A 25,677-nucleotide genomic window follows, 5' to 3' on the forward strand; every position below is an offset into this window, starting at 1 on the left:
GCACAGCGCCATCGGCTATACTACGCCACAAGAAGCAGAGGACGCTTTCTATGAAAACTTAAACGGCCATGATAAAGCAGCCTAAGATTTGAACAAAACACTCTCCGGTAAACCCGGGGCGGTTCAGTATCGTCCGAGATAAACGCGTCAGCAGCAAGGGCCGGGCACGACGGGAGAAACACTTTCTCGGTCAGTTTCGCGATTGCCAGCACATCGAGGCCGCGAGCCGCTGTGCGGCCTTCATCACGTTCGACAAAGCAGCCGCGAGACTTGCGAAAGCCACTTACTCTTACGCCGAAGGGGCGACCCAAGTCATCTGCTTGGAAATTCGCGAAACCTGAGTGCCGCCCACGATCAAGCGATGCCTTCCGAAACCGGAAGAAATTGCTTGACACGGTGTGCACGGGAAACCGGCGTTTCGTGCACACTCATGACCCGTTTACATGAATAAGAAAGTGGCGATCCCGGGAGGACTCGAACCCCCAACATCCTGATTAGAAGTCAGGTGCTCTATCCAGTTGAGCTACGGGACCGTTGCTCTTTGATAACGGTTTGGAAAATGGTTCGCAAGAAGGCGTGTTTTACTGACCGTTTGTTGTTTCATCCTGTCGCGAAGCCAGATTCAGGTATTAGACGGCCCAGCCTTTGATCCTGTTTGGCTATCGCCCGGTGGGGCGGTTTTGTCGCGCCGACGTGCGGATGTCGACGGGTTGGGGTCATGCGTCTTTGGCCATCTTTTCGCAGAGATCAGGAATGGCTTATCTGCGGAGGCTGCCCAAGCCTATCCGCTTTTCCTAATCAAACGTCCCGGTCACGCGGCCCAAAAGCATGAAGGCGCGGGCGGTTCTTGTGTCGGTTAGGGCGGCGATTTCTGCATCGCTGGCGGTTTTTTCAAACTCGACGAATGTGTGGTCGAATTTGCGCAGGAAATGATGACAGGCGTCGCGAAATATCGCATCGCTGCGCATGCGTGCGGCTGACAAGGCAAGAGATGAACGATCACGAATGCCGCCCAATGGGGCGACGGCGCGGCCTCTTTCGCCTTGGGCAAATTTGCGCCAGATGTCGGGCCGTGCCCGGTCGGGGCGCAGATCATCCATGTAAATTCCGTCTTGCGACAGCAGGGTCAGCACATCCTGGGCCGCCTGCACCAACTGCGCGGCGCGCCGATCTTGCAAGGCCCGGCGCAGGGCGCGAAACCCGTCCTTGTCTTCGGGGTTCTCGGGGAATTGCAGGGCCGAAATGAAATCGGCGGTTGCAAGGGGTTGGGCCAGGGAATCGGCAGGTGTGCCCAGGGCCAGGCTGGCCTGTTGTTCGGTCTGGCCCGGGGCCGGGGCTGGGGGAAGTGGCGGTGTCTGCGGGCGAATTGAAATGAACGTCGCCAGAACCGTTTCGGTCTTTTTCTGCTGTTCGACAATTTCATTCAGCTTGCGCGCAACCTCGGGCGAGGCGCCGGTTGCCGTGGTCTTTTGCGCCTTGAGATAGGCGGCGCGAATACCGTCGATGGCCAGATGCAGGCGCGCGGATTCTTCGCGCATCACGCGGGCGCTGCGCATCGCGGCGGCCCCGACCCAGATCAGTGCCACGGGCAGGAAAATCGCCAAAAGCGTGGTCACCAGGCGCAAGGGATCAAACCCCGTGCTGCTGACCCCGGTGCCGAGCATGAGAAAGAAAATCCCCGTGCCGATCAGCCAGAGCAAGGCGAGCACCAATGCCAATTTATCCCCGTCGCTCATCACGGGCGCGGGGGGCGGTTTGGCATAAATGCCAAGATCAACGGCGCGGTCTTGATCTGTCTCGGCCATTACAATCCTTTCGGGGGGCATCGCCCGCCGGTCAGCTGTAGACGATTTTCAGCACTTCATAGCTTTTCTCACCGCCGGGCGTGCGCACTTCGACGCTGTCGCCTTCGTCTTTGCCGATCAGGGCGCGGGCGAGAGGGGATTTGATGTTCAACTTGCCCGCTTCCAGGTTTGCTTCGGGTTCGCCGACGATCTGATAGGTCTTTTCGGCCTCGGTGTCTTCATCGACCAATGTGACCCAGGCGCCGAACTTGATCGTGCCCGACATTTTTGAAGTGTCGATCACATCGGCCAGGGACAAAATCCCTTCGATTTCCTTGATCCGGCCTTCGATAAAGCTCTGCTTTTCCTTGGCGGAATGATATTCGGCGTTTTCAGACAGATCGCCGTGTTCGCGGGCCTCGGCGATGGCACGAATGATCGCTGGCCGCTCAACGCTTTTCAGGTTTTTCAGCTCCGCGTTCAGGGCGGTCTGGCCATTTTTTGTCAGTGGAATTTTTTCCATGTGTCAGGTCAGCCTTAATCAATTACATCGCAAAAGAGTCACGCTGTTAATCCAAGCCACGGGCACAAAGTCAATAGGAGGCGCCCGACCTTCGGCTTAGTTTTGCCGGATTGTCGCGGTAGGCAGGAAAAACGATCATCCAGATGAGGTGTCGGGCCACTATGACATTGTTTTTGCGGTTTACTGCGATCTACGTTCTGTTCGGAATGGGATTTGTGGTGGTGTTTCGGGCCTCGCCACTGGCCCTCATCCTGGACATGGCGGCAGATGTGTCGGCGGTGACGTTGATGTTTTTCGATCAGGGCGTGTGGCCGCTGGCGGTGTTTTGCGCGCTGTTTTTCTTTTTGCCGCGGGGCGAACTTTTGCGCCGTATTCCTTTGGCCCTGGCGGGGCTGATGGGGTGCAGTTTGTTTTTTCTGACCTTCACCATGGTCAAGACTTCGCTGCCGTCGGCCGTGCCGTTCTGGGCCGATGGGGTGTTGGGGCATGTGGATCGGGCGATGCATTTCGGTGTTGACCCGTGGGTGATCACCCACGCGATGCTTCCGGATTGGCCGGGCAATTCGTTTCAGGTGTATTATATCGGCCTGTGGATCATGCCGGCGCTGTTTTTTCCGGTTTTACTGGCGCTTTTTGATGGCGATGAGGCGCGTGTGCGAAAATACGTCATTTTGTATATCTGGGCCTGGGTGGGTGTTGGCACACTTTTTGCAATGGCTCTAATGTCGGGGGGGCCGATTTATCATCAGCATCTGACCGGCAGCGATATGTTTGCGCCGTTGTATGAAACACTCGCCACATCCGGCATTACCGACAGCGTGGTGGGCGCCACCCAGTCGATGCTGTGGGCGGCCTATGCCAGTGGCGGGCAGAACCTCGGCTCGGGAATTTCGGCGTTTCCCAGTGTTCATGTGGCTGTGGCCAGTGTGATTGGCCTGTATGTGATTGACAGGTGGCGGATTGCCCTGATCCCCATGGTTGTGATGATCGCCGGATATCAGATCCTGTCGGTGCATCTGGGGTGGCACTATGCGATTGATGGGTATTTTTCGATCCTGACCGTGCTTGCGCTCAGGGCGGTACTGACGCGTCATGCGGTAAAACACGATTTTGCATCCGACCCGGCCCAATGGCCTGATCTTGCAGAAAACTGACGATGGAACCAAATCAGAGGCCGAGGGTTGTGAGATCACAAGCGTGTTATCTGAAGGGACAAGGAAATCATGAGAAATATTTTTTACATCATCGGCGTTATTGTCGTTATCGTTGCAATCTTGTCTTTTGCCGGCATCGTTTAATGCGCTTTTTGGGTTTTATCGCGGTTGTTGCCGGACTGGCCCTGTTTTCGGGTCAGGCGGCAACCGCCGAAGAGGTTGGAAATGTCGATGTTGACTGGTTGGGCAATGACATCATCATCGAAGCGTTCGGTGATCCGAAGGTTGAGGGTGTGACCTGCCATGTGGCATATTTTGACCGAGGCCTGATTGACCGTTTGCAAAAAGGCAACTGGTTCGAAGACCCGTCAAATTCGTCGATCTCGTGCCGTCAGACCGGGCCGATTACAATCGGTGACATTGAAGAGGACGACGATGGCGAAAGCGTGTTTTCCGAACGCCGTTCGATCATCTGGAAATCGCTGAATGTGCGGCGCATCTTTGATAAATCAAACCAGACATTGATTTATATCGCCCATGCCCGGCAGGTGCAGGATGGTTCGGCTAAGATGGCGATTTCAACCGTGCCTTTGTATCAGGGGCCGTAGGCGGATAGCAGAGCCTGCTTCTTCGTGTCGCAAAATCGCTGTTGCGATTGACCCATGGCCCCTTGGTTGTCTATCCCTGCGGCTATGGCCCTTGCGGGGCCAGAGCATAGGGAGAGGCAAAGCATGACCGAACGCGAATCCATGGAATACGATGTTGTCATCGTGGGGGCCGGGCCTGCCGGGCTTTCGGCTGCGATCCGGCTGAAACAGCTTGACGCGGATTTGAACGTGGTCGTGTTGGAAAAGGGATCAGAGGTCGGCGCGCATATTCTGTCGGGTGCCGTTCTGGATCCATCCGGTTTGGATGCGCTGTTGCCCGACTGGCGCGACATGGGCGCGCCAATTACCGTGCCGGTGGTCGAAGACAACTTTTACATGTTGGGCGCCGGGGGCAAAATCCGCGTTCCAAATTTTGCGATGCCGCCATTGATGAACAATCACGGCTGTTTCATCGTTTCCATGGGCAATGTGTGCCGCTGGATGGCCGAGTTGGCCGAAGGGCTGGGCGTTGAAATATTTCCCGGCATGGCCTGTTCCGAGTTGGTGTTTGGCCCGGATGGTGCGGTGACCGGCGTTGTCGCGGGCGAATTTGGCCGCAATCCCGACGGCACAGAAGGGCCGGGATATGAGCCGGGCATGGAGTTGTTGGGCAAATACGTGTTCCTGTCCGAAGGTGTGCGCGGATCGCTGAGCAAACAGGTGATTGCCAAATATAACCTTGATGCCGATTCAGACGTTCAGAAATACGGTCTGGGCATGAAGGAAATCTGGGAAATCGATCCGGCCAAACACAAACCCGGCACCGTGACCCACACCATGGGGTGGCCTCTGGGCAGTAATGCCGGGGGCGGATCCTTTATTTATCACATTGATAATAATCAGGTTTATGTGGGTTTCGTGGTGCATCTGAACTATGAAAACCCGTATCTGTATCCCTATATGGAATTTCAGCAGTTCAAACATCACCCGGTGGTGGCCGACCTTTTGAAGGGCGGCAAACGGGTGGCATATGGCGCGCGGGCCATTTCCGAAGGCGGATATCAATCAATTCCGCAAACGGCGTTTCCGGGCGGTGTTTTATTGGGCTGTTCGGCGGGTTTGGTCAACGTGCCGCGGATCAAGGGCAACCATAACGCCATGCTGTCGGGCAAACTGGCCGCGGAACAGGCGTTCGCGGCGATTGGCGCGGGCCGGTCGGGCGACACGCTGGATGGCTACGATTCCGAACTCAAAAGCGGCCCGATCGGGCAGGATTTGAAAAAAGTGCGCAATGTCAAACCATTGTGGAGCAAATTCGGGCTTCTGACTTCGCTTGGATTGGGTGGGTTGGATATGTGGACAAACACCCTGTTGGGCATGTCATTTTTTGGGACACTCAAACACGGGAAATCCGATGCCGAAGCGACGCGCAAACACTTTGGATATGCGCCGATTGATTACCCCAAACCCGATGGGGTGTTGTCGTTTGACCGGCTGACCAACGTCAGTTTTTCAATGACAAACCACGAGGAAAGTCAGCCCGCGCATCTGAAGCTGGCCGATCCGGCGATTCCTGTCGATTATAACCTGCCTGATTATGCCGGCCCGTCGGCCCGGTACTGCCCCGCAGGTGTGTACGAATTCATCAAGGAAGAGGGCAAACCGACCCGGTTTCAGATCAATTTCCAGAACTGCGTGCATTGCAAAACCTGTGATATCAAGGATCCGGCGCAAAATATCACCTGGACCGTGCCCCAGGGCGGAGATGGGCCGAACTATCCCAATATGTAACGGTTTCGTCAGGGGCGGCGGCATTGCGCCGCCCAGCATGGACTTGGCCGGGGACTGACACTAGATTCCAGAACAGCCGGGGGTGATTGGCACCCGCGTGATTTGCGAAAAGGTTTGTCCATGCCCGTGACACAGCATCTGCGTTTTCTTGCTTTGGCGGCGGGTCTGGGCCTGTCCAGTCCGGTCTGGGCCGATGTGAATGCGGGCGCATATCTGGCAGGGCGCACGGCGGCCACCACATATGATTTTGCCGCCGCGTCGCAATATTTTGCCCAGGCATTGCTGCGCGATCCGGGCAATCCGCAGATCATGGAACTTGCCAATACCGCCTATCTGGGGTTGGGCGATGTCGACCGGGCCGTGGTTATCGCCCGGCAGATGATCGCAACCGGGGACGAAAGCCAAATTGCAAATCTGGTGCTGTTGGGCGATGCAGCGGCCAACGGAAAATGGGGAAACATCATCGCCGATCTGGATGCCGGGCAAACCGTGGGCCCGTTGTTTGACGGGCTTTTGCGCGGCTGGGCGATGTTGGAAGGTGGTGATATCGCCGCTGCCGTCGCCCAGTTTGATGTGGTCAGCAATACCCAGGGCGTGCAGGCGTTCGGTCAGTATCACAAGGGGCTGGCCTTGGCGGCCACCGGCGATTTTGCCGCCGCCGCCGATGTTCTGGCCGACCCCGATATGCGGCTGACCCGGCGCGGTTTGGTGGCGCGGGCGCAGATTTTATCGCAGTTGGGCGAATTCGAACAGGCCATCACCGTCTTGCGCGATGTGTTCGGCCAGGATGTGGATCGCGCTCTGGAAGAGTTGATCACGACTCTGGAGGCGGGCGAGGCGGTGCCGTTTGACATCACGCCCAATGCCACCGCCGGTGTGGCCGAAGTGTTCTTTTCCATCGCCAATGCCCTGAGCGGTGAGCCAAATCTGGGTTACACCCTGTTTTATGCGCGGATGGTTGAACATTTGCGCCCTGATCACGTCGAAGGCATGCTTCTGACCGCCGGTTTGCTTGAACAGATGAACCGGTTCGATCTGGCAATTGCGGCCTATGGCCGTGTGCCGCGCGATCACCCGGCATCGGACGCTGCGCAATTGGGCCGGGCCGAGGCGTTGCGCAAATCGGGCCGCGTCGAGGCCGCGATCGAGGCGATTCAGCAAGTGGCCCAACAGCGCCCTGATCTGCCCGTCGTGTACGTGACCCTGGGCGATACCCTGCGCGAACAGGATCGTTTCGATGAGGCGGCAAAGGCGTATGATCAGGCTGTGGCCTTGTTGGAAAAACCGGCTGCCGGGCAGTGGATCATATATTTCGCCCGCGCCATCACATACGAGCGGACCGATAGATGGCCCGAGGCCGAGGCCGATTTTCGCACAGCGCTTGAGCTTAATCCCGATCAGCCGCAGGTTTTGAATTACCTTGGTTACTCTTATGTCGAGAAACAGCAAAATCTGGATGAGGCGCTGGCGATGATTGAACGCGCCGTCGCCGCCAGCCCCGATAGCGGTTACATCACCGACAGTCTGGGCTGGGTGTTTTACCGTCTGGGCCGCTACGATGAAGCGGTGGCGCCGATGGAGCGCGCGGTGGAATTGATGCCGGTTGATCCGGTGATCAACGATCACTTGGGCGATGTCTATTGGGCCGTTGGCCGTAAATTGGAAGCGCAGTTTCAGTGGAAGCGCGCGCTGTCATTCATTGATCCCGCCGATACCGACGGCGAGGCCGATCCGGTGCGCATCAAACGCAAGCTGGAGGTCGGATTGGACGTGGTGTTGCAAGAAGAGGGCGCGCCGCCCCTGACCGTGGCCAATGACGACGGCTGAATCCTTTGCGCCCGCGAAAATCAATCTGACGCTGCATGTCACCGGACAACGCGATGATGGCTATCATCTGTTGGATTCGCTGGTGGTGTTCGGGGATGTGGGGGATCATGTGCATGTCAGGCTGGCGCGCGACTGGTCATTGGTTGTGACCGGCCCCAAAGCGGCCGGCGTGCCATGTGACGCGGATAATCTGGTGTTGCGTGCCGCCCGTTTCGCTGGCGGGCATCCCTGCGCGATCACGTTGGAAAAGAACCTGCCGATTGCGTCGGGCATTGGCGGCGGGTCATCGGATGCGGCGGCGTGTCTGCGCGCCTTGCACCGTTTGGATGGTCGCCCCATTCCCGATGGTCTGGAACAGATCGGGGCCGATTTGCCGGTGTGCATGGCCGCCTCGCCCACCCGCATGTCGGGCATTGGCGAGGTGTTGCAGCCCGTGCCAACCCTCCCGCCTTTGTGGGTCGTGCTGGTGAATCCGGGGTTGGGTGTGGCAACCGGATCGGTGTTTCGCGCAATGCGATCACGCAGCAATCCGGCGATGGCACCCAAACTGCCCGATTGGCATGGGGGCGATGGGTTGATTGAATGGCTGGCCGCACAGCGCAACGATCTTGAACCGCCCGCCTGCCTTATCCTGCCGGAAATTCCGCGCACCTTGGATCAGTTGCGCAAAACCGATGGCTGTAAACTGGCCCGCATGTCGGGATCGGGGGCCACCTGTTTCGGGCTGTTTACCGATGGGGCCTTGGCAGAGGCGGCCGCCGAAACCCTGCGCGCCAATGGGGCGGGGTCATGGGTGGCGGCAGCGCCCATCCTGTCTTAGGTGATGCGCGCGACCACGTAATCGGCCAGATCGCGCAGCATGTCGCGCAATTCGCCCGCCGGTAAGGGCGCAAGCGCGTCTTTCGCCGTTTCGGCCCAGTTCAGCGCGGTCTGGCGGGTGCTTTCCAGCGTGCCGTGGTGCTGCAACAGACCCAGCGCGCGTTCAAGATCGCCATCTTCCTGGCGGCCTTTGCCGATGGTGCGCACCCAGAATGCCCATTCGCCTGAATCCGCCGCCGCCACCGCGCGAATCACCGGCAGGGTCAGTTTGCGTTCGCGGAAATCATCGCCGATATCCTTGCCGATTCCCGCGCCGCCGGTCCAATCCAACAGATCATCCACCATCTGAAACGCCACGCCCAAGGCATCGCCATAGGTATAAAGTGCTTGAACCTTATCCTCATCGGCACCGGCAATCACACCGCCCACCTGGGTGGCCGCAGAAAACAGCGCCGCCGTTTTGCCGCGCACAATCTGAAGATAGGTATCTTCCAGCGTTGCCAGATCCTGTGCCGCGGTCAGTTGCAGAACTTCGCCCTCGGCGATGGTTGCGCTGGCATTGGCCAGAATATCCAAAACCCGGATCGACCCGGTTTCAACCATCAACTGAAACGACCGCGCGAACAGATAATCACCCACCAGAACCGATGATTTATTGTCCCACAACAGGTTTGCCGTGGGGCGGCCACGCCGTTTGCCGGATTCATCAACCACATCATCATGCAGCAAAGTGGCCGTGTGAATAAATTCGACTGCCGCCGCCAGATGAACGTGATGATGCCCGGAATAGTCGCATAATTGCGCCGCCGCCAGGGTCAGCATCGGGCGAATCCGCTTGCCACCTGCCTCAATCAAATGCGCCGTCACCTCGGGGATGCGGGGGGCATGTTGGCTGGCCATACGTTCGCGAATCACCGTATTCACGGCGTCCAGTTCGGGGGCCAGCAGGGTGGCGAGGCGTTCGTGTGGTTTGGCGCGGGCGTGATCCAGGCTCATTTCGTGTCCCATGGCTTTGGTGTCAGACGGCTCGACAAACCGGGTGGTCTGCCTGTACATCACGCGTATGAAGGAACTGATCCGCACCAGCGACCCCGTTACCATTGCTATCGCAACCGCGCTTCTGTCAGGCGAGGATATAGATTGCTTTGAGTTGGACGTCCATATGAGCGTGCTGGAAGGATCGATCGGAATTTTGCCCCGCCGCCTGATGGTGCATGAGCGCGATTTGTTTCGCGCCCGCGCGGTGTTGAAAGACAACGATATTGAGCTGCCCGACTGAGCCGATGGAATGTTCCAAAGACGCGTTTCTGAACGGACAGTTGCAGATCTATCAACCAAAACAAGGGTATCGCGCCGGTGTTGATGCCGTTTTGCTGGCCGCAGCGGTGCCTGCTGTGGCCGGAGAATCGGTGTTGGAACTGGGCTGTGGCGTGGGTGTGGCCAGCCTGTGTTTGGGCGCGCGGGTGCGCGGGCTTGACCTTGTCGGGGTCGAGGTGCAACCGGACTATGCCGATCTGGCGCGCCGTAATGGCCACAGCAATGGCATCGGATTTGATGTTCATACCGGCGATTTATCGAATATGCCGCCATCGATACGGCAGCGCAGTTTCGACCATGTAATCGCCAACCCGCCCTATTACATGGGCCAAAGCCGCGTGGCGTCACACAGCACAAGCCGTGAAATGGCCCATGTCGAACAAACGCCACTGTCGCTTTGGATCGACACGGCAACCCGCCGTTTGGGCCACCGGGGAAGATTGACGTTGATTCAACGGGCTGATCGGCTGCGCGATGTGTTGCAGGCGTGCGATGATCGGCTGGGCGCGCTGACTCTTTGGCCCATTCAGGCGCGAACGCACAGACCGGCGCAACTTTTTCTGCTGACCGCACAAAAAGGCGGCAGAACCCCCCTGACCATCCGTAACCCATTGATCATGCACGAAGGTGCACAGCATGAACGGGACGGAGAAAGTTACACAAAACAGGTGCGCGGTGTGCTGCGCGACGGAATGGCGCTGATTTAGGTTTAATTTTACGCACGAAATTGCCGCACCCCACAACTGGGAGGTGACAGAATGGTAAAACTGTGCTGCACTGGTGATACCGAAACCCATTCAGGAGGAAGTCAATGTCAATGAGTTCGCACGTCCAGGAGCTTCGGAAAAAACATCAGGCCCTTTCAGACCTGGTCGAAACGGAACAGCGCAGCGCTGCAACCGACGACCTGCATCTCAAAGACCTCAAGAAGAAAAAACTGCATCTCAAGCAGCAGATCGAGCGGTTGGGCAATGCCTGATCTGTTTTCGCGCCGGTCCGTGTGACCCGCGCAGTGCCGCCCGATGAACAGGGCGGCGCAAATCGAAAAGGGGCCAGACCGCAGTTGTGATGTCGGCCCCAGCAACGCCAAGGTCGCTAGAACCGACGCGGCGTGAAAGGCGGCTTCTTATATGAGGAGGCCGCCTTTTTTGCGGGTACATTTCACGCGATCCGGACATTCAGAAAGGGCGCAGAGTTTTATCTCTGCGCCCCTGATCGTATTTATACGACGAACTGTGCACCATTTGCGCTGACTGTGCTTCCGCTGATGAAACCGGCATCGTCACTGGCAAGAAAGATCACGCAGCGTGCGATTTCTTCGGGCTCGCCCAAACGGCCCACGGGAATCTGCGGGATGATTTTTTCGTTCAGTACCTTTTCATCAATGGCGCGCACCATTTCGGTACCGATATAACCGGGGCAGATGGCGTTCACGGTAATTCCGGCGCGCGCGCCTTCCTGTGCCAATGCCTTGGTCATGCCCAGATCGCCCGCTTTCGAAGCGGAATAGTTTACCTGACCGGCTTGGCCCTTTTGCCCGTTGATCGATGAAATATTGATCACGCGGCCGAATTTCCGCTCGCGCATACCGGGCCAGATCGGGTGGGTCATGTTGAACACGCCGGTCAGGTTGGTATCGATCACCTCGTGCCATTGTTGCGGTGTCATCCGATGGAACATCGCATCGCGGGTGATGCCGGCGTTGTTGACCAACACCTCAACCGGGCCAAGCGCGTCTTCGACCGCTTTGATCCCGGCGACGCAGGCGTCATAATCGGCGACCGACCATTTGAAGGTCTGGATGCCGGTTTCATCGGTGAATTTCTTCGCCGCGTCGTCATTTCCGGCATAATTGGCGGCAACGGTGTATCCGGCCTCTTTCAGCGCAACGGAAATGGCAGCGCCGATTCCGCGCGTGCCTCCGGTCACAAGTGCTACACGTCCCATGGTATTCTCCTCCTTAAGTTCGAAACTTGATTACCCAAAAAGAAACGCCTGCGCAATTTTATTACGCAGACGCCATTGGATTTTTTCGCGACTTAACGCTCGACGCACAGGGCAACGCCCATGCCGCCACCGATACACAGGGTCGCGATGCCCTTTTTGCTGTCGCGGCGGGCCATTTCAAACAGAAGCGTGTTCAAAACCCGGCATCCGGATGCACCGATCGGGTGGCCAATCGCAATCGCGCCGCCATTCACGTTCACGATTTCCGGATCCCAGCCCATTTCCTTGTTCACGGCACAGGCTTGGGCGGCGAAGGCTTCGTTGGCTTCGATCAAATCCAGATCGCCAATCGACCAACCGGCCTTTTCCAACGCTTTTTTCGACGCATGAACCGGGCCGACACCCATGATTGCGGGGTCCAGCCCGGCGGTGGCGTACCCGGCGATGCGCGCCAGTGGGGTCAACCCGCGCCTTTCGGCCTCTTTCTCACTCATCAAAAGAACGGCGGCGGCACCATCATTCAGGCCCGATGCGTTGGCGGCTGTCACGCTGCCGTCACGGGTGAAGGCGGGGCGCAATTTTTGCATGGCCTCTATGGTGGCACCGTGGCGGATGTATTCATCCTTATCAACGACGGTATCGCCTTTGCGGCCCTTGACGGTATAGGCGATGATTTCATCGTCGAACCGGCCGGCCTTTTGCGCCGCTTCGGCCTTGTTCTGGCTGGCGACTGCAAATTCATCCTGCTGATCACGGGAAATCTGCCATTTTTCGGCAACATTTTCTGCGGTTTGGCCCATGTGATAGCCATTGAACGCATCCCACAACCCATCGCGGATCATCGAATCGATCAACTGCAGATCGCCCATTTTCTGGCCCGGGCGCAGATTTTGCACATGGGGCGACATCGACATGTTTTCCTGGCCACCGGCGGCGACGATTGCGGCATCGCCCAGTTGGATATGTTGGGCGCCCAAGGCAACAGCGCGCAATCCCGACCCACATACCTGGTTAAGACCCCAAGCCGAGGATTCAATCGGCAGACCGGCCTTGATATGGGCCTGACGGGCGGGGTTTTGCCCCTGACCTGCGGTCAGTACCTGACCCAGAATAGTTTCGCTTACCTCTGCCTTGTCGATCCCGGCACGGGCGATAATCCCTTCCAGAACGGCGGCGCCCAAATCATGGGCGGGCACGTTGGCGAATGATCCCAGAAAACTGCCGACAGGCGTGCGGCCGGCGGATACGATTACAACATTGGTCATGAACAATCCCTTATGGTTCCAAAATTACCGGCGCCACTTCCCCGGTTGGCTGCATCTAGGTTATGCAATCAAGGGCTGACTTACAACGGAATCTGACACCGGATGGTCACATGGGCTTTCAGGCTCTAAGCTGTTTTTTGATCTTCACAGGGGTCCCACCGGGCGCGGATTGTCGGCGCACCAAAATAATACCCCTGCAGGCAATCGACGCCAATTTTCGTCAGATATTTGGCATCCTCGTTGGATTCGACAAATTCGGCCACAGTCACCATATCAAAATGCCGCCCGATCGACAGCAGCGCCTTGACCAATGCCTGATTGTCGGGATTGTGGGCGATGCCGCGAATGAATTGGCCATCTATCTTCAGGATATCGAAATACAAATCCTTGAGATAGCGCAGCGACGTATACCCGGCACCGAAGTCATCAATGGCAAAGCTGATCCCGCGCGCTTGGAGGTCTGACATGAAGTCTTGCACCAGATCGGGCATCAGAATGGCCGAGCTTTCGGTGATTTCCAGGATCAGGCGTTCCCCCAGGGTGGGGTCAGCGGCCAGATGGTGATCCAGCACGCCCATCCACCGCGGATAGCCGATGGAACGGGCCGACATGTTGATCGACAGGCGCAATCGGGGGTGGGCCGCCAAGGTTTCCAGCCCTTTCTCAAGGGCGAGACAGTCGATTTTGCGGCCCAGTTCACGGGTTTCGACCGTGCCGATGAATTCTTGCGCGGGAATGATGCGGCCGTTCTTATCAAGAATGCGAATCAATCCTTCGTAAAATGCGGGCCGATCCTGCCGCCCGGCGGGCACCACCGGTTGATAGGCCAGCATGACATCCCCATTGGCCACGGCCCGTTCAACGGTGTTCAACACATCGCGATCCCGTTCGCTCACCGCGAAGGACAGTGGGCTTTCCAGACCGATTTGAGCATCGGCAATGCTTTTGGGATAGTCAGGTTGCATTCCACTTTCTCCATCACAGGTATCGCCAACCTGACAAAAGGGTTCTAACAAGATATGAACATTCATATTTTGTTCTAATTTGACTAAACTGCCGACAAATGGCCGTAAGGGGCGAATTTTAATGGATAAAAGATGTGATTGGTGCGGCGACGATCCGATTTATGTGAATTATCATGATACGGAATGGGGCATTCCCGAATGGGACAGCCGCGCTTTGTGGGAAAAATTGATTCTCGATGGGTTTCAGGCCGGGCTAAGTTGGATCACGATTCTTAAAAAGCGCGATAATTTTCGCACGGCGTTTGATGGGTTTGTACCCGAACGCATTGCATCCTGGGGCGAAGCGGACGTGCAGCGCCTGTTGGGGAACGCCGGAATCATCCGCCATCGCGGTAAGATTGAGGCGACGATCGGCAATGCCCAAGCCTTCATCGCGCTGGAGGAACGCCAAGGGTTTGACCGGTTTTTGTGGGACTACATGGATGGCACGGCACAACAAAACCGCTTTGCGACGATGGCCGATGTGCCGCCATTCACACCGCTTTCAACACGGATTTCAAAAGATCTGAAAAAGGCCGGGTTTCGGTTTTGCGGCCCGACCATCGTTTATGCGTTCATGGAGGCGGTGGGCATGGTCAATGACCACCTGATTACCTGCCCGTGCCATGATTATGTGGCCAAACTGGCGCGCCCTTAACCCGCGATCAGGGCGCGCAGAATCGCCTTGGCACTGTCGCTGTTCCATTCGGCATCGCCGCGCAAACGGGCGATTTCCTGACCCTCGCGGTTCAGGATCACCGTGATCGGCAGGCCCAGCACCGCCATTTCGCGCGCAACCGCCTGTTTCGGGTCCAACAGGATTGGCAGATGTTGAATGTTCACCTCTTCAAAAAACCGCTCGATCCCCGGTACGGCGTTGCGGCCCGTGGCCAGTGTGACCACTTCAAATGCGTCGCCGCCCAATTCGCCCTGAAGCGCGTCAAGGGCGGGCATTTCGTGGCGACAGGGAGCGCACCAGGTGGCCCAGAAATTCAACAACACGATTTTGCCCTGCCAATCGGCCAAGGTGTATTCGGTGCCATCGGGGGCGGTGAACACGGCCTGCGACACGTCTTTGGCGTCGGAATGAAAATTCAGCTTTTTCATATCGCCATCGCGCAGGCCGTTCAGCGTTTCAAGGTCAGCAGCATTTGCGCCCACCGTCAGCGCGATATAAAGAACGGCAGACATTAAAAACTTCATAACCGGGGCCTTTCCATGACCGAAAAATCTCAGAACGCGATGTGGGGCGGGCGGTTTGCCGCCGGGCCAGATGCGATCATGGAGGCAATTAACGCCTCGATCGCATACGATCAACGGATGGCCGCACAGGATATTGCCGGTTCGCGCGCCCATGCCGCCATGTTGGCCGCCCAAGGTATCATCACCGATAGCGATGCCGACGCGATCCGGGAAGGCCTGCTCACGGTGTTGTCAGAAATCGAAGGCGGCACGTTTCAGTTTTCGGCAGCCTTGGAAGACATTCACATGAATGTCGAGGCGCGCCTGAAAGAGCTGATTGGCGAACCGGCGGGGCGGTTGCACACGGGCCGGTCGCGCAACGATCAGGTGGCGACCGATTTCAAACTTTGGGTGCGTGATCAAATGGATGCGGCCATCGCCGGGTGCGAGGCGTTGCAGCGTGCGCTGTTGACACAGGCCGAGGCGGGCGCCGATTGGGTGATGCCCGGTTTTACCCATTTGCAAACGGCTCAGCCCGTCACATGGGGCCATCACATGATGGCCTATGTCGAAATGCTGGGCCGCGATGTGGGCCGGTTTCGCGATGCCCGCGCGCGGCTGAACGAATCGCCCTTGGGGGCGGCGGCGCTGGCGGGCACCGGATTTGCCATTGACCGCGACATGACAGCGCAGGCTTTGGGGTTTGATCGCCCCACGGCCAATTCGCTGGATTCTGTGGCCGACCGGGATTTCGCGTTGGAGTTTTTGGGCGCGGCAACGATTTGCGCGATGCACCTGTCGCGCTTTGCCGAAGAATTGGTGATCTGGTCCTCGGCGCAGTTTCGCTTTGTCGCCCTGTCAGACCGGTTTTCCACCGGATCATCAATCATGCCGCAAAAGAAAAACCCCGACGCCGCCGAATTGATCCGCGCCAAGATTGGCCGGATATTGGGCGCGCAAGTGGCGCTGTTGACGGTGATGAAGGGCCTGCCGCTGGCTTATTCCAAGGACATGCAAGAGGACAAGGAACAAACCTTTGATGCGGCTGATTCGCTGATGCTGGCGCTGGCGGCGATGGAAGGCATGGTCAAAGACATGACCGCCAATCGCGAAAGCCTGGCCGCCGCTGCCGGTTCGGGGTTTTCCACCGCGACCGATCTGGCCGATTGGCTGGTGCGCGAGGCGGGCCTGCCGTTTCGCGATGCCCACCATGCCACGGGGGCCTTGGTGGCGCTGGCCGAATCGAAGGGATGTGATTTGCCCGATCTGACCCTGGCCGATATGAAAGACGTGAACGACGCCATCACTGATGACGTGTTCAACGTGCTGGGCGTGGATAATTCGGTGGCATCGCGCACCAGTTATGGTGGCACCGCGCCGGTGCGGGTGCGCGAACAGGTGGCGCGCTGGCGCGATATTTTGGGTTAGGAGCTGGCATGCGATACATTCTGATTCCGCTTCTGGGGCTGCTGGTCGCCTGCGGGGCCGATGGCGCGCCTGAAAAACCCACAGGCGCGAACTCTGGCGTCATGATCGATGGCAAGTCGTGCATCGGCGTGGTCGGGAGCGGCCTTTGATTTCTCCGATGCGCCTGATTTATCTGGCCTTGGCGGTCTGGGGCGCGATCCACCCGATGTATTGGTTCGTGTCCCATATGCGCGAAACCGGCACCGGATTGTCGGGGCTGATTGACGCCTGGTATGTCAACGCTTCGACCACCGGCCTGACCTGGGATCTGACGATAGCCGCCATCGCCTTGTTGATCTGGGTGCTGGTCGAAACCTGGCAGCGCAAGGCATGGCTGAACCTGATCGCGATTCCGGCGACGTTTGGGATTGGCGTCAGTTGTGGCTTGCCGCTGTATCTGTTTTTGCGGTCACGCTAGCGGTTTCGATACACAGGACCGTGGGCAGATGGCGCAGACCGGTAAAATATGCCTGCTGCGGCAAACCGTTGCGCTGGGCCGTTCAGGTGTCACCGCCACTACGCTCTCCACCTGTTTGCCCGATTGGTGCACGAAAACCGCCTGAATCGCGGCGATCAATTGCACCCGCCCGCCACTGTGCTATGTCGCGGCGTGGATATTTGGGGGCGGTGATGGATCATTTTCTGTATCGAAACGGGCAATTATACGCCGAAGACGTGCCATTGGCCGATATCGCGGCCGCGGTGGGCACGCCGTTTTATTGTTATTCCGCCGCCACCTTTACCCGCCATTACCAACTGTTTGTTGATGCGCTTTCGGGCATGGATCATTTGGTGTGTTACGCGATGAAGGCCAATTCAAACCTGGCGATCCTGAAATTGCTGGGCGATCAGGGGGCCGGCATGGATGTGGTTTCGGGCGGCGAATATCGCCGCGCGCGGGCGGCGGGTGTGCCGGGCGACAAGATCGTGTTTTCCGGCGTTGGCAAAACCGCCGATGAAATGCGCCTGGCCCTCACCGGGGGCATCCGCCAATTCAATGTCGAATCCGAACCCGAGATGGAGGCGCTGAACGCCGTTGCCCTATCATTGAACATGGTTGCGCCGATTGCAGTGCGGGTAAACCCCGATATCGATGCCAATACCCACGAAAAAATCGCCACGGGCCGCAAGGAAGACAAGTTCGGCATCCCGATTTCCCGCGCGCGCGAGGTTTATGCCCACGCTGCCACTTTACCGGGGCTGAAAATTATCGGCATTGATGTGCATATCGGATCGCAACTGGTCGATCTGGCCCCGTTTGAGGCGGCGTATCGCAAATTGGGCGAACTCACCGCCGTGTTGCGCGCCGATGGCCACGACATCACCCGTTTGGATCTGGGCGGTGGTCTGGGCATTCCGTATGAGCGAAGCAATGCCGACCCGCCGTTGCCCAGCGATTATGGCGCAATGGTGCAACGGGTTCTGGGCGATCTGGGATGTGAAATCGAGATTGAGCCGGGCCGCCTGATTGCCGGCAACTCGGGGGTTCTGGTATCGGATGTGATCTATGTGAAACAGGGCGAAGACCGTGATTTTCTGATCATCGACGCGGCAATGAATGATCTGATCCGCCCTGCCATGTATGGCGCATATCACGATATTGTGCCGTTGGTTGAGCCCGCGCCGGGCACCGAAAAACATATGTATGACGTGGTTGGTCCGGTGTGCGAATCCGGCGATACATTTGCCAAACGCCGCGCCATGCCGCCGCTGAAGGCCGGTGATCTGGTGGCGTTTCGCAGTGCCGGAGCGTATGGCGCGGTGATGGCATCGGAATATAATTCCCGCCCCCTCATCCCCGAGGTTTTGGTCAGCGGCGATCAATTCGCCGTCATTCGGGCGCGCCCCACCTTTGACGAAATGCTGAATCGCGATACCATACCTGAATGGTTGTGACGCGCCCGGCGTCAGAACCGCAGTTTCATGCGAGGGCCGATGCCGGAACCGACACTGACCCACCCCGCCTTTGACAGCCTGCGCCGCCCGCTGGCCCTGACCCGGTTTGGCATGATCGCCGAACGGGTGACCCGCGCCTTTTGGCCGGTCTGGAGCATCGTTCTGGCGGTGCTGGGCCTGTTGATGTTGGGCCTGCATGATGCGGTGCCGGTGGAATGGGTGTGGGGCGTGGGCGCTATGGCCGCGCTGTCGTTGATCTGGTTCCTTTGGCGGGGGGTGCGGGCGTTTGTGATGCCGTCGCGCGCCGATGCACTGGCGCGGCTTGATGCCACCCTGCGCGGTCGCCCGATTCAAACCCTGACCGATACACAGGCCATCGGCGGTGGCGATCCGGGGTCAGAGGCGGTGTGGCAGGCCCATATCGCGCGTATGGCCGAGCGGGTGAAATCCGCCCGCGCGGTGCAGCCGAATCTGCAGATCGCGGCGCGCGATCCCTTTGCGCTGCGCTATGTCGCGGTGTTGCTGTTTGCCGTGGCGCTGTTGTTCGGGGCGTTTGGCCGGGTGGCCAGTGTGGGCGATATGGGGCCGGGCGGTGGCGCGGCCCTGGCCGCTGGTCCCGCCTGGGAGGGCTGGATCGAACCGCCGGGATATACCGGCAAGCCCAGCCTGTATCTGGCCGATATCGCCGCCGCCTCGGTCACGGTCCCCCAAGGCAGCCGCGTAACCCTGCGCCTGTATGGCGAGGTTGGCGCGCTGAAAGTGGAGGAAACCGTATCGGGCCGCGCGGATGACGTGGCCCCGACCACGCCAGAAATCGCGCAGAGCTTTGATGTGGTGCAAAGCGGCACCTTGGATATCACCGGCCCCGGCGGGCGCGCCTGGGATGTGGTGATGGCCCCGGATGCCGCCCCGACGGTTGCCGTCACCGGCCCGGCCGAGCGTAAGGCCGATGGCGAATTGCGCCTGCCGTTTCACGCCCAGGATGATTTTGGCATTGTCGCGGGCACCGCCACGATCACCCTGAACCTGTCCGCGGTTGACCGGCGCCACGGTTTGGCCATTGCCCCCGATCCGCGCGATGAAATCACGCTGGACCTGCCGCTGCCGTTCAACGGCAACCGTGCCGATTTTCAAGAGGTGCTGATTGATAATTTCAGCAAACACCCCTGGGCCAATATGCCCATTACTGTCCGGTTGACCGTCGAAGATGCCCTTGGCCAATCGGGCGAAAGCGGCGCGGTTTCCGAAAATCTGGGTGGATTGCGGTTCTTTGATCCTCTGGCCAAGGCAATCATCGAGCAGCGGCGCGATTTGTTGTGGTCGCGCGACAATGCCCGCCGGGTGGCACAGATTTTGCGCGCGGTGTCGTTTACGCCCAAGGATATCTTCCGCTCAGAAACCCAGTACGACGATTTGCACACTGCCATTGAACAGTTGGAGGCAGGCATCGAACTTGCCTCTCTTTCAACCGAAATTCAGGAAGAGGTGGCCGAGGCTCTTTGGGAATTGGCCGAACAGATCGAATATGGCGATCTGGCCGACGCGTTGGAACGGCTGCGCCGGGCGCAGGATCGGTTGAACGAAGCGATCCGCAATGGTGCCAGCGATGAAGAAATCGCCGGTCTGATGGAAGAATTACGCCAGGCGATGCAGGATTACATGCGCCAGTTGGCCGAACGCAATGACCAGCAAGAGCAACAGGGCGAAGGCGAAACGCAGGAAATTACCAGCGATCAGTTGCAAGAAATGCTGGATCGTATCCAAGAGCTGATGGAGCAGGGCCGCATGGCCGAGGCCCAGGAATTGCTGGATCAGTTGCAGCAGATGATGGAAAACATGCAAGTCACCCAAGGCGAAGGCGGCGAAGGCCAGCAAGGCGCGGGTGAGGAAGCGATGGAGAACCTGCAAGAATCGCTGCGCGAACAGCAGGGCCTGTCGGATGAGGCGTTTCGCGATCTGCAGGAACAGTTCAATCCCGGCCAGGGTCAGCCGGGCCAACCAGGCCAAGGTCAGCCCGGCCAAGATCAAGGCGAGGGCGAAGGCGAAAACCCCGATGGCCAAGAAGGGCGCAGCCTGGCCGACCGCCAGCAGGCTTTGCGCGATGAACTGAACCGCCAACAGGGCAATTTGCCCGGTGCCGGCACCCCCGAAGGCGATGCGGCGCGCGAGGCACTGGGCCGCGCGGGCGAGGCGATGGACGGCGCCGAACAGGCGCTGCGCGATGGCGATTATGCCGAGGCGCTGGATCAGCAATCCGATGCGATGGAGGCCCTGCGCGAGGGCATTCGCAGCCTGGGTGAGTCACTGGCGCAGCAACAACAGCAGCAAAACGGCCAGGGGCAGGCCAGCACCCGGGGCGATCCAACGGGACGCCAGCGTGATCCGCTGGGTCGTGAGCCGGGAGCGAACGGGCAAATGGGCAGCGACGAAAACTTGTTGCCCGGTGAAGATGTCTATCGTCGGGCCGAAGAATTGACCGATGAAATCCGCCGCCGCTCGGGCGAGCAAGAGCGCCCTGAACAGGAGTTGGATTATCTCAAGCGGTTGCTGGATCGGTTTTAAGGGGCGCGGGAAACGTCGGTGCGTGCTAGGCGTTGCCGCCCATCGCATCGACGGCAGTTTGCAGCAGACCGTTGATGCCATCACGCAGGCCATTCGCCCAATCCAGATAAGCATTCAGCGTAGGCGTCAGGCCCGGCGCTTTGTTGGCCAGTTGCGGCGCAAACAGATAAAGCGCGGCCATGACGGCGAAAACCCCGAAAACAAGAAAAAATCCCAACCGGAATCCGCGGCGGGTTTTCACCTGTTCGATCTCATCGTCGATGTGGTCTGCTGTGTCACGTTCACCTGTGGCGGTGAGGGTCGAGTTGATTTCTTCGATGTCGGGCAATAATTCCCGGCGCGAATTGGGGGCCACGGTGGCCGCGATGGCGGCTTGGGCGGCGTCTTTCTCTGTCGCCTCTTCGGGGGTGTCGCGCAGGCGGGCCAGCCGCGCTTTGGCTGCGGCGGCCCGGGATTCGGCGCCATTCGGATCACTCAGGCCCAGATCGGGCTGAATTTCCAGACTTTCACCCATTTCGCGGCGGCGCGCTGCCGCCTCGTGTTCGGCCTCCTGGCGCAAAATCTCGCGCGTCAGGTCATCCATCGGGCGTGCTTTGGCGGCTGGTTTGGGGGGCTCTGCCGGGGCGGGTGGTTCGAAATCCGGGTCAGGTTCGGCCAACTCGTGGTCGTTGGTCAACGTGCCTTTGGCGGTTTCAGACTGTTGAAACCACGTGTGCCCACAGGACGAACATTGCACATCCCGCCCCTCATCGGGGATCATGGACACGTCAACCTCGTACTGCGCTGCGCAATTCGGACATATCAGCCGCATTGCGGACCCCTCAACCATTCCCATTTGACGTTAACACTTTCACCGGACGGGGCGCAACTTCAAGACCCGGGGCGGAAATAATGGTTTTCGCGCGTGATATGATTGAAACACTGGCGTGAGTGATGCAAAACAGCCCAATTGGGGTATCCCCGGGGGCAGATTGTGATCGAACTGAATGAGGTCAGCTATAGCTACGGCGGCGATGCGTTGCTGTCGGATATTTCGCTGCGGCTGGCACCGGGGTCATTTCATTTTCTGACCGGGCCATCGGGGGCGGGCAAATCCACCCTGCTGAAACTGTGCTATATGGAGTTGATGGCGACCCATGGCACCGTCACGATTTTTGGCCGCCCCGCCCATGAAATCAGTCGTGATGGCGTGGCCTCGGTGCGCCGCCGGGTCGGGATCGTGCACCAGGATTGCCAATTTCTGGACCATCTGCCGTTGCTGGAAAATGTGGCGCTGCCGCTGACCGTATCAGGCCAAAGCACCGAGGCGAACATGGCCGAAATGCAGGATTTGCTGGCCTGGGTCGGGTTGGCCGCAAAAATGCGATCTCTGCCGCCGGAATTGTCGGGTGGGGAACGACAACGCGCGGCCCTGGCGCGGGCCGTGGTGATGTCGCCCGATGTGATTTTGGCGGATGAACCGACCGGCAACCTGGATTGGGAAATGTCGCTGCGCCTGCTGACGCTGCTGGTTGAACTGAACCGGATGGGCAAGGCCATACTGGTGGCGACCCATGATCTGAACCTGATCCGCCATGCCAAGGCGCAAGTGGCGGCACGGGTGCTGCGGATCAAGGATCGCAGGCTGCAATTGGCCGGGGCTGATCTGTGATGAAACTGTCCAAGGCAATCGCGCTGATCAAGGGCGATCCGCGCGCTGACCGGGCTGTGCCGCCCACGGGCGTGACCGCACAACTGACCGTGCTGACCGCGGCGGCGATGGCGTTTCTGGGGGTGTTTGCCCTGGCCTTGTCCCTGGCCACGGGGCGGTTGGCCGACCGATGGGCCAGCGAACTGGCGCAAAGTTCCACCGTGCGCATTTCGGCCCCCGCCGAACAGCTGGCCGCGCAGACCGCCGCCGCCTTGCGGGTGTTGGAGCAAACCACCGGTGTGCAATCGGCACGCGCGCTGGACGTGGCCGAACAGCGCGCGCTGCTTGCGCCGTGGTTCGGCCCCGATCTGCCGGTTGAAACCCTGCCGATTCCGCAATTGATCGAGGTGGTGGAAACCCGTGATGGGTATGATGCCGAAGGATTGCGCCTGCGTCTGCGCGGCGAAGCGCCGGGTGCGGTTCTGGATGATCACACCCGCTGGCGGCGACCGTTGATCGAGGCGGCGGGGCGGTTGAATGCGTTGGGGTTGGTATCGCTGGTGTTGATCGGGGTGGTCATGGTGGCGATGATCACGCTGGCTGCCAATGCGGCCCTGTCGGCCAATGCACAGGTGATTCGGGTTTTGCGATTGGTTGGCGCGCGCGACAATTACATCGCCCGCGCCTTTGTGCGCCGGTATACATTGCGCGCCCTTACCGGGGCGCTGGCGGGCACCGCATTGGGGATGGTGGCAATGGCCCTGTTGCCCCGGGCCGATGCGGCGGGCGGATTTTTGACCGGCCTGGGGTTTTCGGGGGCGGGATGGTTGGTGCCGCTGCTAATTCCGCCTTTGGCGGCGATCATCGCGTTCTGGTCGACCCGCTGGGCGGCGCTGCGCGCGTTAAAGGAGATTACGTAATGGCCTATGGCGTGCAATGGATCCGATCGTTGTTTTTCAATATCTCCATGTATCTGGCCATGCCGGTGATCGGGTTGATTGCGCTGCCGTGGATGTTGGTATCGACCAACGGGGCCTATTGGGCCTGTCATGCCTATTGCCGTTGGGTGCAATGGAGTGCCGGCTGGATGATCGGGCTGAAATGCGAAGTGCGCGGCACACCGCCCACGGGCGCCGCACTGGTGGCGGCAAAGCATCAGTCGTTTCTGGATATCCTGATGATTTTCGGTGCCATGCCCCGGGGCCGGTTCATCATGAAAAAAGAGCTGATGTGGGCGCCAATCCTAGGGTTATACGCTTGGCGGATCAAATGCGTGTTCGTGGATCGCGGCAAGCGCGGGCAGGCGATTGCCAAAATGTTGGCCGATGTGGCAGCGGGAAACCGCACCATGGGGCAGTTGACGATTTACCCCCAAGGCACCCGTGTCAGCCCCGGCGTGGTGGCCCCCTATAAGGCCGGCACCGGCATTTTATATGAACAACTGGGCCAACCCTGTGTGCCGGTGGCATGCAATGTCGGTGTGTTCTGGCCCAAACGCGGAGTTTACCGCAAGCCCGGCACAGCCGTTGTTGAATTTCTTGAACCGATCCCACCGGGGGTGCGGCGGGTGGATTTCATGAAACTGTTGCAAGACCGGGTTGAAAGCCGCTCAAACGCGCTGATGGCTGAGGCGGGGTTTGTTGCCCTGCCAAAGGCAAAAGACTGACGATTTCAATCTTTTGCCCTATACACCGGGGTTTGCCGATGCTTTTGGCTGGCTCAGGCGGCCAACCCTTTTGATCCCATATCCAGAAACTTGCGCCGCCGTTCGCCGATGATGGCATCGCGATTCATGCCATCCATTTCGCCCAGCATTTTTTCGATGGCGCTGCCGACATTCTGAATTGTTGTTTGCGAATCGCGCTGGGCGCCGCCCATGGGTTCGGCGATGATCTGATCAATCACGCCCAGTTTTTTCAAATCCTGCGCGGTCAGGCGCAACGCCTCGGCAGCTTCGCGCATTTTTTCGGCGTTTTTCCACAGGATACTGGCGCAGCCTTCGGGGGAAATGACGGAGTAGATCGAATGTTCCAGCATCGCCAGGCGTGAGGCCGTGGCAAAGGCCACCGCGCCGCCTGATCCGCCCTCGCCAATGATAATCGAAATCAGCGGCACACCCAATTGCAGGCATTTTTGCGTGCTGCGCGCGATTGCTTCGCTTTGGCCGCGTTCTTCGGCGCCTTTGCCGGGGAACGCGCCGGGGGTATCCACCAATGTGACGACGGGCATGTTGAACCGGTCGGCCAGATCCATCAGGCGAATTGCCTTGCGGTATCCTTCGGGGCGGGCCATGCCGAAATTCCGTTCAATCCGGGTTTTGGTATCGAAACCCTTTTCATGACCAATCACCATCACCGGCCGGTCATTCAGCCGCCCGATCCCGCCCATCACGGCATGATCATCGGCAAAATTGCGATCACCGGCCAAGGGGGTGTATTCGGTGAACAGCTCTTGAATGTAATCCTTGCAATGGGGGCGGCTGGGGTGGCGCGCGACCTGACACTTGGCCCAGGGCGAGAGGTTTTTATACAGATCGGCCAGCATATCGGCGGCCTTTTTATCCAGGGCGGCGGCCTCTTTTTCCACATCCATCTCTTCGTTGGCCCGGGCCATGGCGCGCAGCTCTTCGGCTTTGCCCTCAATGGCGGACAGCGGTTTTTCGAATTCGAGATAGGTGGTCATATACATGTCTCCTGGGCCTGGGGCTGTGGTGTATATGACAATGGCGCGCGGGCAATGCAACTCGGCAAGATTTGCGAAATTGGCCTGTGCGAAACCGAGGAGCGAAAGGGCTGAGAAAAAAGCGATATAGCAGAGATGGGTAAAGCGGATGCTGTGGGTGTTTGAAAATATTCACGCCGGTAATCTATCTCGCGGTGCGTCTGGGCGGTCTGACCAAACGGAGCGCCTGCGGCGCGCACG

Annotated in this window: 26 protein-coding genes and 1 tRNA gene; 17 read left to right on the forward strand and 10 right to left on the reverse strand. The window is 58.9% G+C overall.

The genetic code is table 11. The features are described from left to right. Positions 1–456 precede the first annotated feature (456 nt). The 3 genes from C8265_RS14990 to greA form a co-directional block, all read right to left on the reverse strand. Positions 457–533 (reverse strand) — tRNA-Arg (locus C8265_RS14990). 261 nt (positions 534–794) lie between these two features. Next, entirely contained in the window at positions 795–1,805 is a 1,011-nt protein-coding gene (locus tag C8265_RS14995; RefSeq protein WP_108484945.1) for a hypothetical protein, read from the reverse strand. 31 nt (positions 1,806–1,836) lie between these two features. Then, positions 1,837–2,307 (reverse strand): transcription elongation factor GreA, encoded by a 471-nt coding sequence (gene greA / locus C8265_RS15000; RefSeq protein WP_108484846.1) that lies wholly within the window; start codon positions 2,305–2,307, stop codon positions 1,837–1,839. Positions 2,308–2,468: 161 nt separating this feature from the next. Here greA and C8265_RS15005 point away from each other — a divergent pair, with 161 nt between their 5' ends. The 5 genes from C8265_RS15005 (at position 2,469) to C8265_RS15025 (ending at position 8,486) form a co-directional block, all read left to right on the forward strand. Next, positions 2,469–3,461, forward strand: a complete 993-nt coding sequence (locus tag C8265_RS15005; protein WP_164512346.1) for a phosphatase PAP2 family protein — start codon at positions 2,469–2,471, stop codon at positions 3,459–3,461. A 143-nt stretch (positions 3,462–3,604) separates the two neighbouring features. After that, positions 3,605–4,069, forward strand: a complete 465-nt coding sequence (locus C8265_RS15010; protein ID WP_108484848.1) for a CreA family protein — start codon at positions 3,605–3,607, stop codon at positions 4,067–4,069. Positions 4,070–4,192: 123 nt separating this feature from the next. Continuing rightward, positions 4,193–5,839 (forward strand): electron transfer flavoprotein-ubiquinone oxidoreductase, encoded by a 1,647-nt coding sequence (locus tag C8265_RS15015; RefSeq protein WP_108484849.1) that lies wholly within the window; start codon positions 4,193–4,195, stop codon positions 5,837–5,839. A gap of 120 nt (positions 5,840–5,959) precedes the next feature. After that, entirely contained in the window at positions 5,960–7,666 is a 1,707-nt protein-coding gene (locus tag C8265_RS15020) for a tetratricopeptide repeat protein (protein WP_108484850.1), read from the forward strand. Continuing rightward, entirely contained in the window at positions 7,653–8,486 is an 834-nt protein-coding gene (locus C8265_RS15025) for a 4-(cytidine 5'-diphospho)-2-C-methyl-D-erythritol kinase (RefSeq protein WP_108484851.1), read from the forward strand. The genes C8265_RS15020 and C8265_RS15025 overlap by 14 nt, the downstream gene beginning before the upstream one ends. Here the strand turns inward: C8265_RS15025 and C8265_RS15030 are convergent. Further along, positions 8,483–9,481 (reverse strand): polyprenyl synthetase family protein, encoded by a 999-nt coding sequence (locus C8265_RS15030; protein WP_108484852.1) that lies wholly within the window; start codon positions 9,479–9,481, stop codon positions 8,483–8,485. The two genes, C8265_RS15025 and C8265_RS15030, sit on opposite strands and share 4 nt — an antisense overlap. A gap of 67 nt (positions 9,482–9,548) precedes the next feature. Here C8265_RS15030 and C8265_RS15035 point away from each other — a divergent pair, with 67 nt between their 5' ends. The 3 genes from C8265_RS15035 (at position 9,549) to C8265_RS15045 (ending at position 10,781) form a co-directional block, all read left to right on the forward strand. Then, positions 9,549–9,764, forward strand: coding sequence for a putative signal transducing protein (locus tag C8265_RS15035; RefSeq protein ID WP_108484853.1), 216 nt, complete (start codon positions 9,549–9,551; stop codon positions 9,762–9,764). Beyond that, positions 9,748–10,509 carry a tRNA1(Val) (adenine(37)-N6)-methyltransferase gene (locus C8265_RS15040; protein ID WP_240611109.1) on the forward strand — a complete coding sequence of 254 codons (762 nt, stop codon included), beginning with the start codon at positions 9,748–9,750 and terminating at the stop codon, positions 10,507–10,509. The genes C8265_RS15035 and C8265_RS15040 overlap by 17 nt, the downstream gene beginning before the upstream one ends. A gap of 104 nt (positions 10,510–10,613) precedes the next feature. Further along, positions 10,614–10,781 carry a DUF465 domain-containing protein gene (locus C8265_RS15045; RefSeq protein ID WP_108484855.1) on the forward strand — a complete coding sequence of 56 codons (168 nt, stop codon included), beginning with the start codon at positions 10,614–10,616 and terminating at the stop codon, positions 10,779–10,781. Positions 10,782–11,023: 242 nt separating this feature from the next. Here the strand turns inward: C8265_RS15045 and phbB are convergent, their stop codons facing one another. From phbB to C8265_RS15060, 3 genes are all read right to left on the reverse strand, one after another. Then, positions 11,024–11,749, reverse strand: a complete 726-nt coding sequence (gene phbB, locus C8265_RS15050) for an acetoacetyl-CoA reductase (RefSeq protein WP_108484856.1) — start codon at positions 11,747–11,749, stop codon at positions 11,024–11,026. A 92-nt stretch (positions 11,750–11,841) separates the two neighbouring features. Further along, entirely contained in the window at positions 11,842–13,014 is a 1,173-nt protein-coding gene (locus C8265_RS15055; protein ID WP_108484857.1) for an acetyl-CoA C-acetyltransferase, read from the reverse strand. Between the two features lie 125 nt (positions 13,015–13,139). Next, a complete protein-coding gene (locus C8265_RS15060; RefSeq protein ID WP_108484946.1) occupies positions 13,140–13,979 on the reverse strand; it encodes an EAL domain-containing protein in 840 nt (279 codons plus the stop codon). Positions 13,980–14,100: 121 nt separating this feature from the next. On the opposite strand from C8265_RS15060, the gene C8265_RS15065 reads away from it, so the two are divergent. Beyond that, positions 14,101–14,676 (forward strand): DNA-3-methyladenine glycosylase I, encoded by a 576-nt coding sequence (locus C8265_RS15065; RefSeq protein ID WP_108484858.1) that lies wholly within the window; start codon positions 14,101–14,103, stop codon positions 14,674–14,676. Here C8265_RS15065 and C8265_RS15070 read toward each other — a convergent pair. After that, positions 14,673–15,221 carry a TlpA family protein disulfide reductase gene (locus tag C8265_RS15070; protein ID WP_108484859.1) on the reverse strand — a complete coding sequence of 183 codons (549 nt, stop codon included), beginning with the start codon at positions 15,219–15,221 and terminating at the stop codon, positions 14,673–14,675. The two genes, C8265_RS15065 and C8265_RS15070, sit on opposite strands and share 4 nt — an antisense overlap. 15 nt (positions 15,222–15,236) lie before the next feature. Here C8265_RS15070 and argH point away from each other — a divergent pair, with 15 nt between their 5' ends. The 5 genes from argH to C8265_RS15090 all read left to right on the forward strand — a co-directional run bounded on the left by argH (position 15,237) and on the right by C8265_RS15090 (position 21,125). After that, positions 15,237–16,628: an argininosuccinate lyase gene (argH, locus tag C8265_RS15075; RefSeq protein WP_108484860.1), complete on the forward strand. Its 1,392-nt coding sequence runs from the start codon at positions 15,237–15,239 to the stop codon at positions 16,626–16,628. An 8-nt stretch (positions 16,629–16,636) separates the two neighbouring features. Further along, on the forward strand, positions 16,637–16,777 hold the full coding sequence (locus C8265_RS19540; RefSeq protein WP_164512347.1) for a hypothetical protein: 141 nt from the start codon (positions 16,637–16,639) through the stop codon (positions 16,775–16,777). Beyond that, on the forward strand, positions 16,777–17,085 hold the full coding sequence (locus tag C8265_RS15080; RefSeq protein WP_108484947.1) for a DUF2834 domain-containing protein: 309 nt from the start codon (positions 16,777–16,779) through the stop codon (positions 17,083–17,085). The genes C8265_RS19540 and C8265_RS15080 overlap by 1 nt, the downstream gene beginning before the upstream one ends. Positions 17,086–17,297: 212 nt before the next feature. Next, positions 17,298–18,563, forward strand: a complete 1,266-nt coding sequence (gene lysA / locus C8265_RS15085; RefSeq protein WP_108484948.1) for a diaminopimelate decarboxylase — start codon at positions 17,298–17,300, stop codon at positions 18,561–18,563. Between the two features lie 39 nt (positions 18,564–18,602). Further along, entirely contained in the window at positions 18,603–21,125 is a 2,523-nt protein-coding gene (locus C8265_RS15090; RefSeq protein ID WP_108484861.1) for a TIGR02302 family protein, read from the forward strand. Between the two features lie 25 nt (positions 21,126–21,150). On the opposite strand, the gene C8265_RS15095 is transcribed toward C8265_RS15090, so the two are convergent. Beyond that, positions 21,151–21,936, reverse strand: a complete 786-nt coding sequence (locus C8265_RS15095; protein ID WP_164512348.1) for a zinc-ribbon domain-containing protein — start codon at positions 21,934–21,936, stop codon at positions 21,151–21,153. 162 nt (positions 21,937–22,098) lie between these two features. On the opposite strand from C8265_RS15095, the gene C8265_RS15100 reads away from it, so the two are divergent. The 3 genes from C8265_RS15100 to C8265_RS15110 are packed head-to-tail and all read left to right on the forward strand — an operon-like array spanning position 22,099 to position 24,421. Next, positions 22,099–22,776 carry a cell division ATP-binding protein FtsE gene (locus tag C8265_RS15100; RefSeq protein ID WP_108484949.1) on the forward strand — a complete coding sequence of 226 codons (678 nt, stop codon included), beginning with the start codon at positions 22,099–22,101 and terminating at the stop codon, positions 22,774–22,776. Beyond that, entirely contained in the window at positions 22,776–23,675 is a 900-nt protein-coding gene (locus C8265_RS15105; RefSeq protein WP_108484863.1) for a cell division protein FtsX, read from the forward strand. Before C8265_RS15100 ends, C8265_RS15105 begins: the two co-directional genes overlap by 1 nt. Continuing rightward, on the forward strand, positions 23,675–24,421 hold the full coding sequence (locus tag C8265_RS15110; protein ID WP_108484864.1) for a lysophospholipid acyltransferase family protein: 747 nt from the start codon (positions 23,675–23,677) through the stop codon (positions 24,419–24,421). Before C8265_RS15105 ends, C8265_RS15110 begins: the two co-directional genes overlap by 1 nt. 53 nt (positions 24,422–24,474) lie before the next feature. Here C8265_RS15110 and C8265_RS15115 read toward each other — a convergent pair whose 3' ends face one another. Then, positions 24,475–25,437, reverse strand: a complete 963-nt coding sequence (locus C8265_RS15115) for an acetyl-CoA carboxylase carboxyltransferase subunit alpha (protein WP_108484950.1) — start codon at positions 25,435–25,437, stop codon at positions 24,475–24,477. Between the last annotated feature and the right edge of the window lie 240 nt (positions 25,438–25,677).

It is taken from the genome of Oceaniglobus ichthyenteri (assembly GCF_003057885.1).
In the GTDB taxonomy this organism is placed as follows: Bacteria; Pseudomonadota; Alphaproteobacteria; order Rhodobacterales; family Rhodobacteraceae; genus Oceaniglobus; species Oceaniglobus ichthyenteri.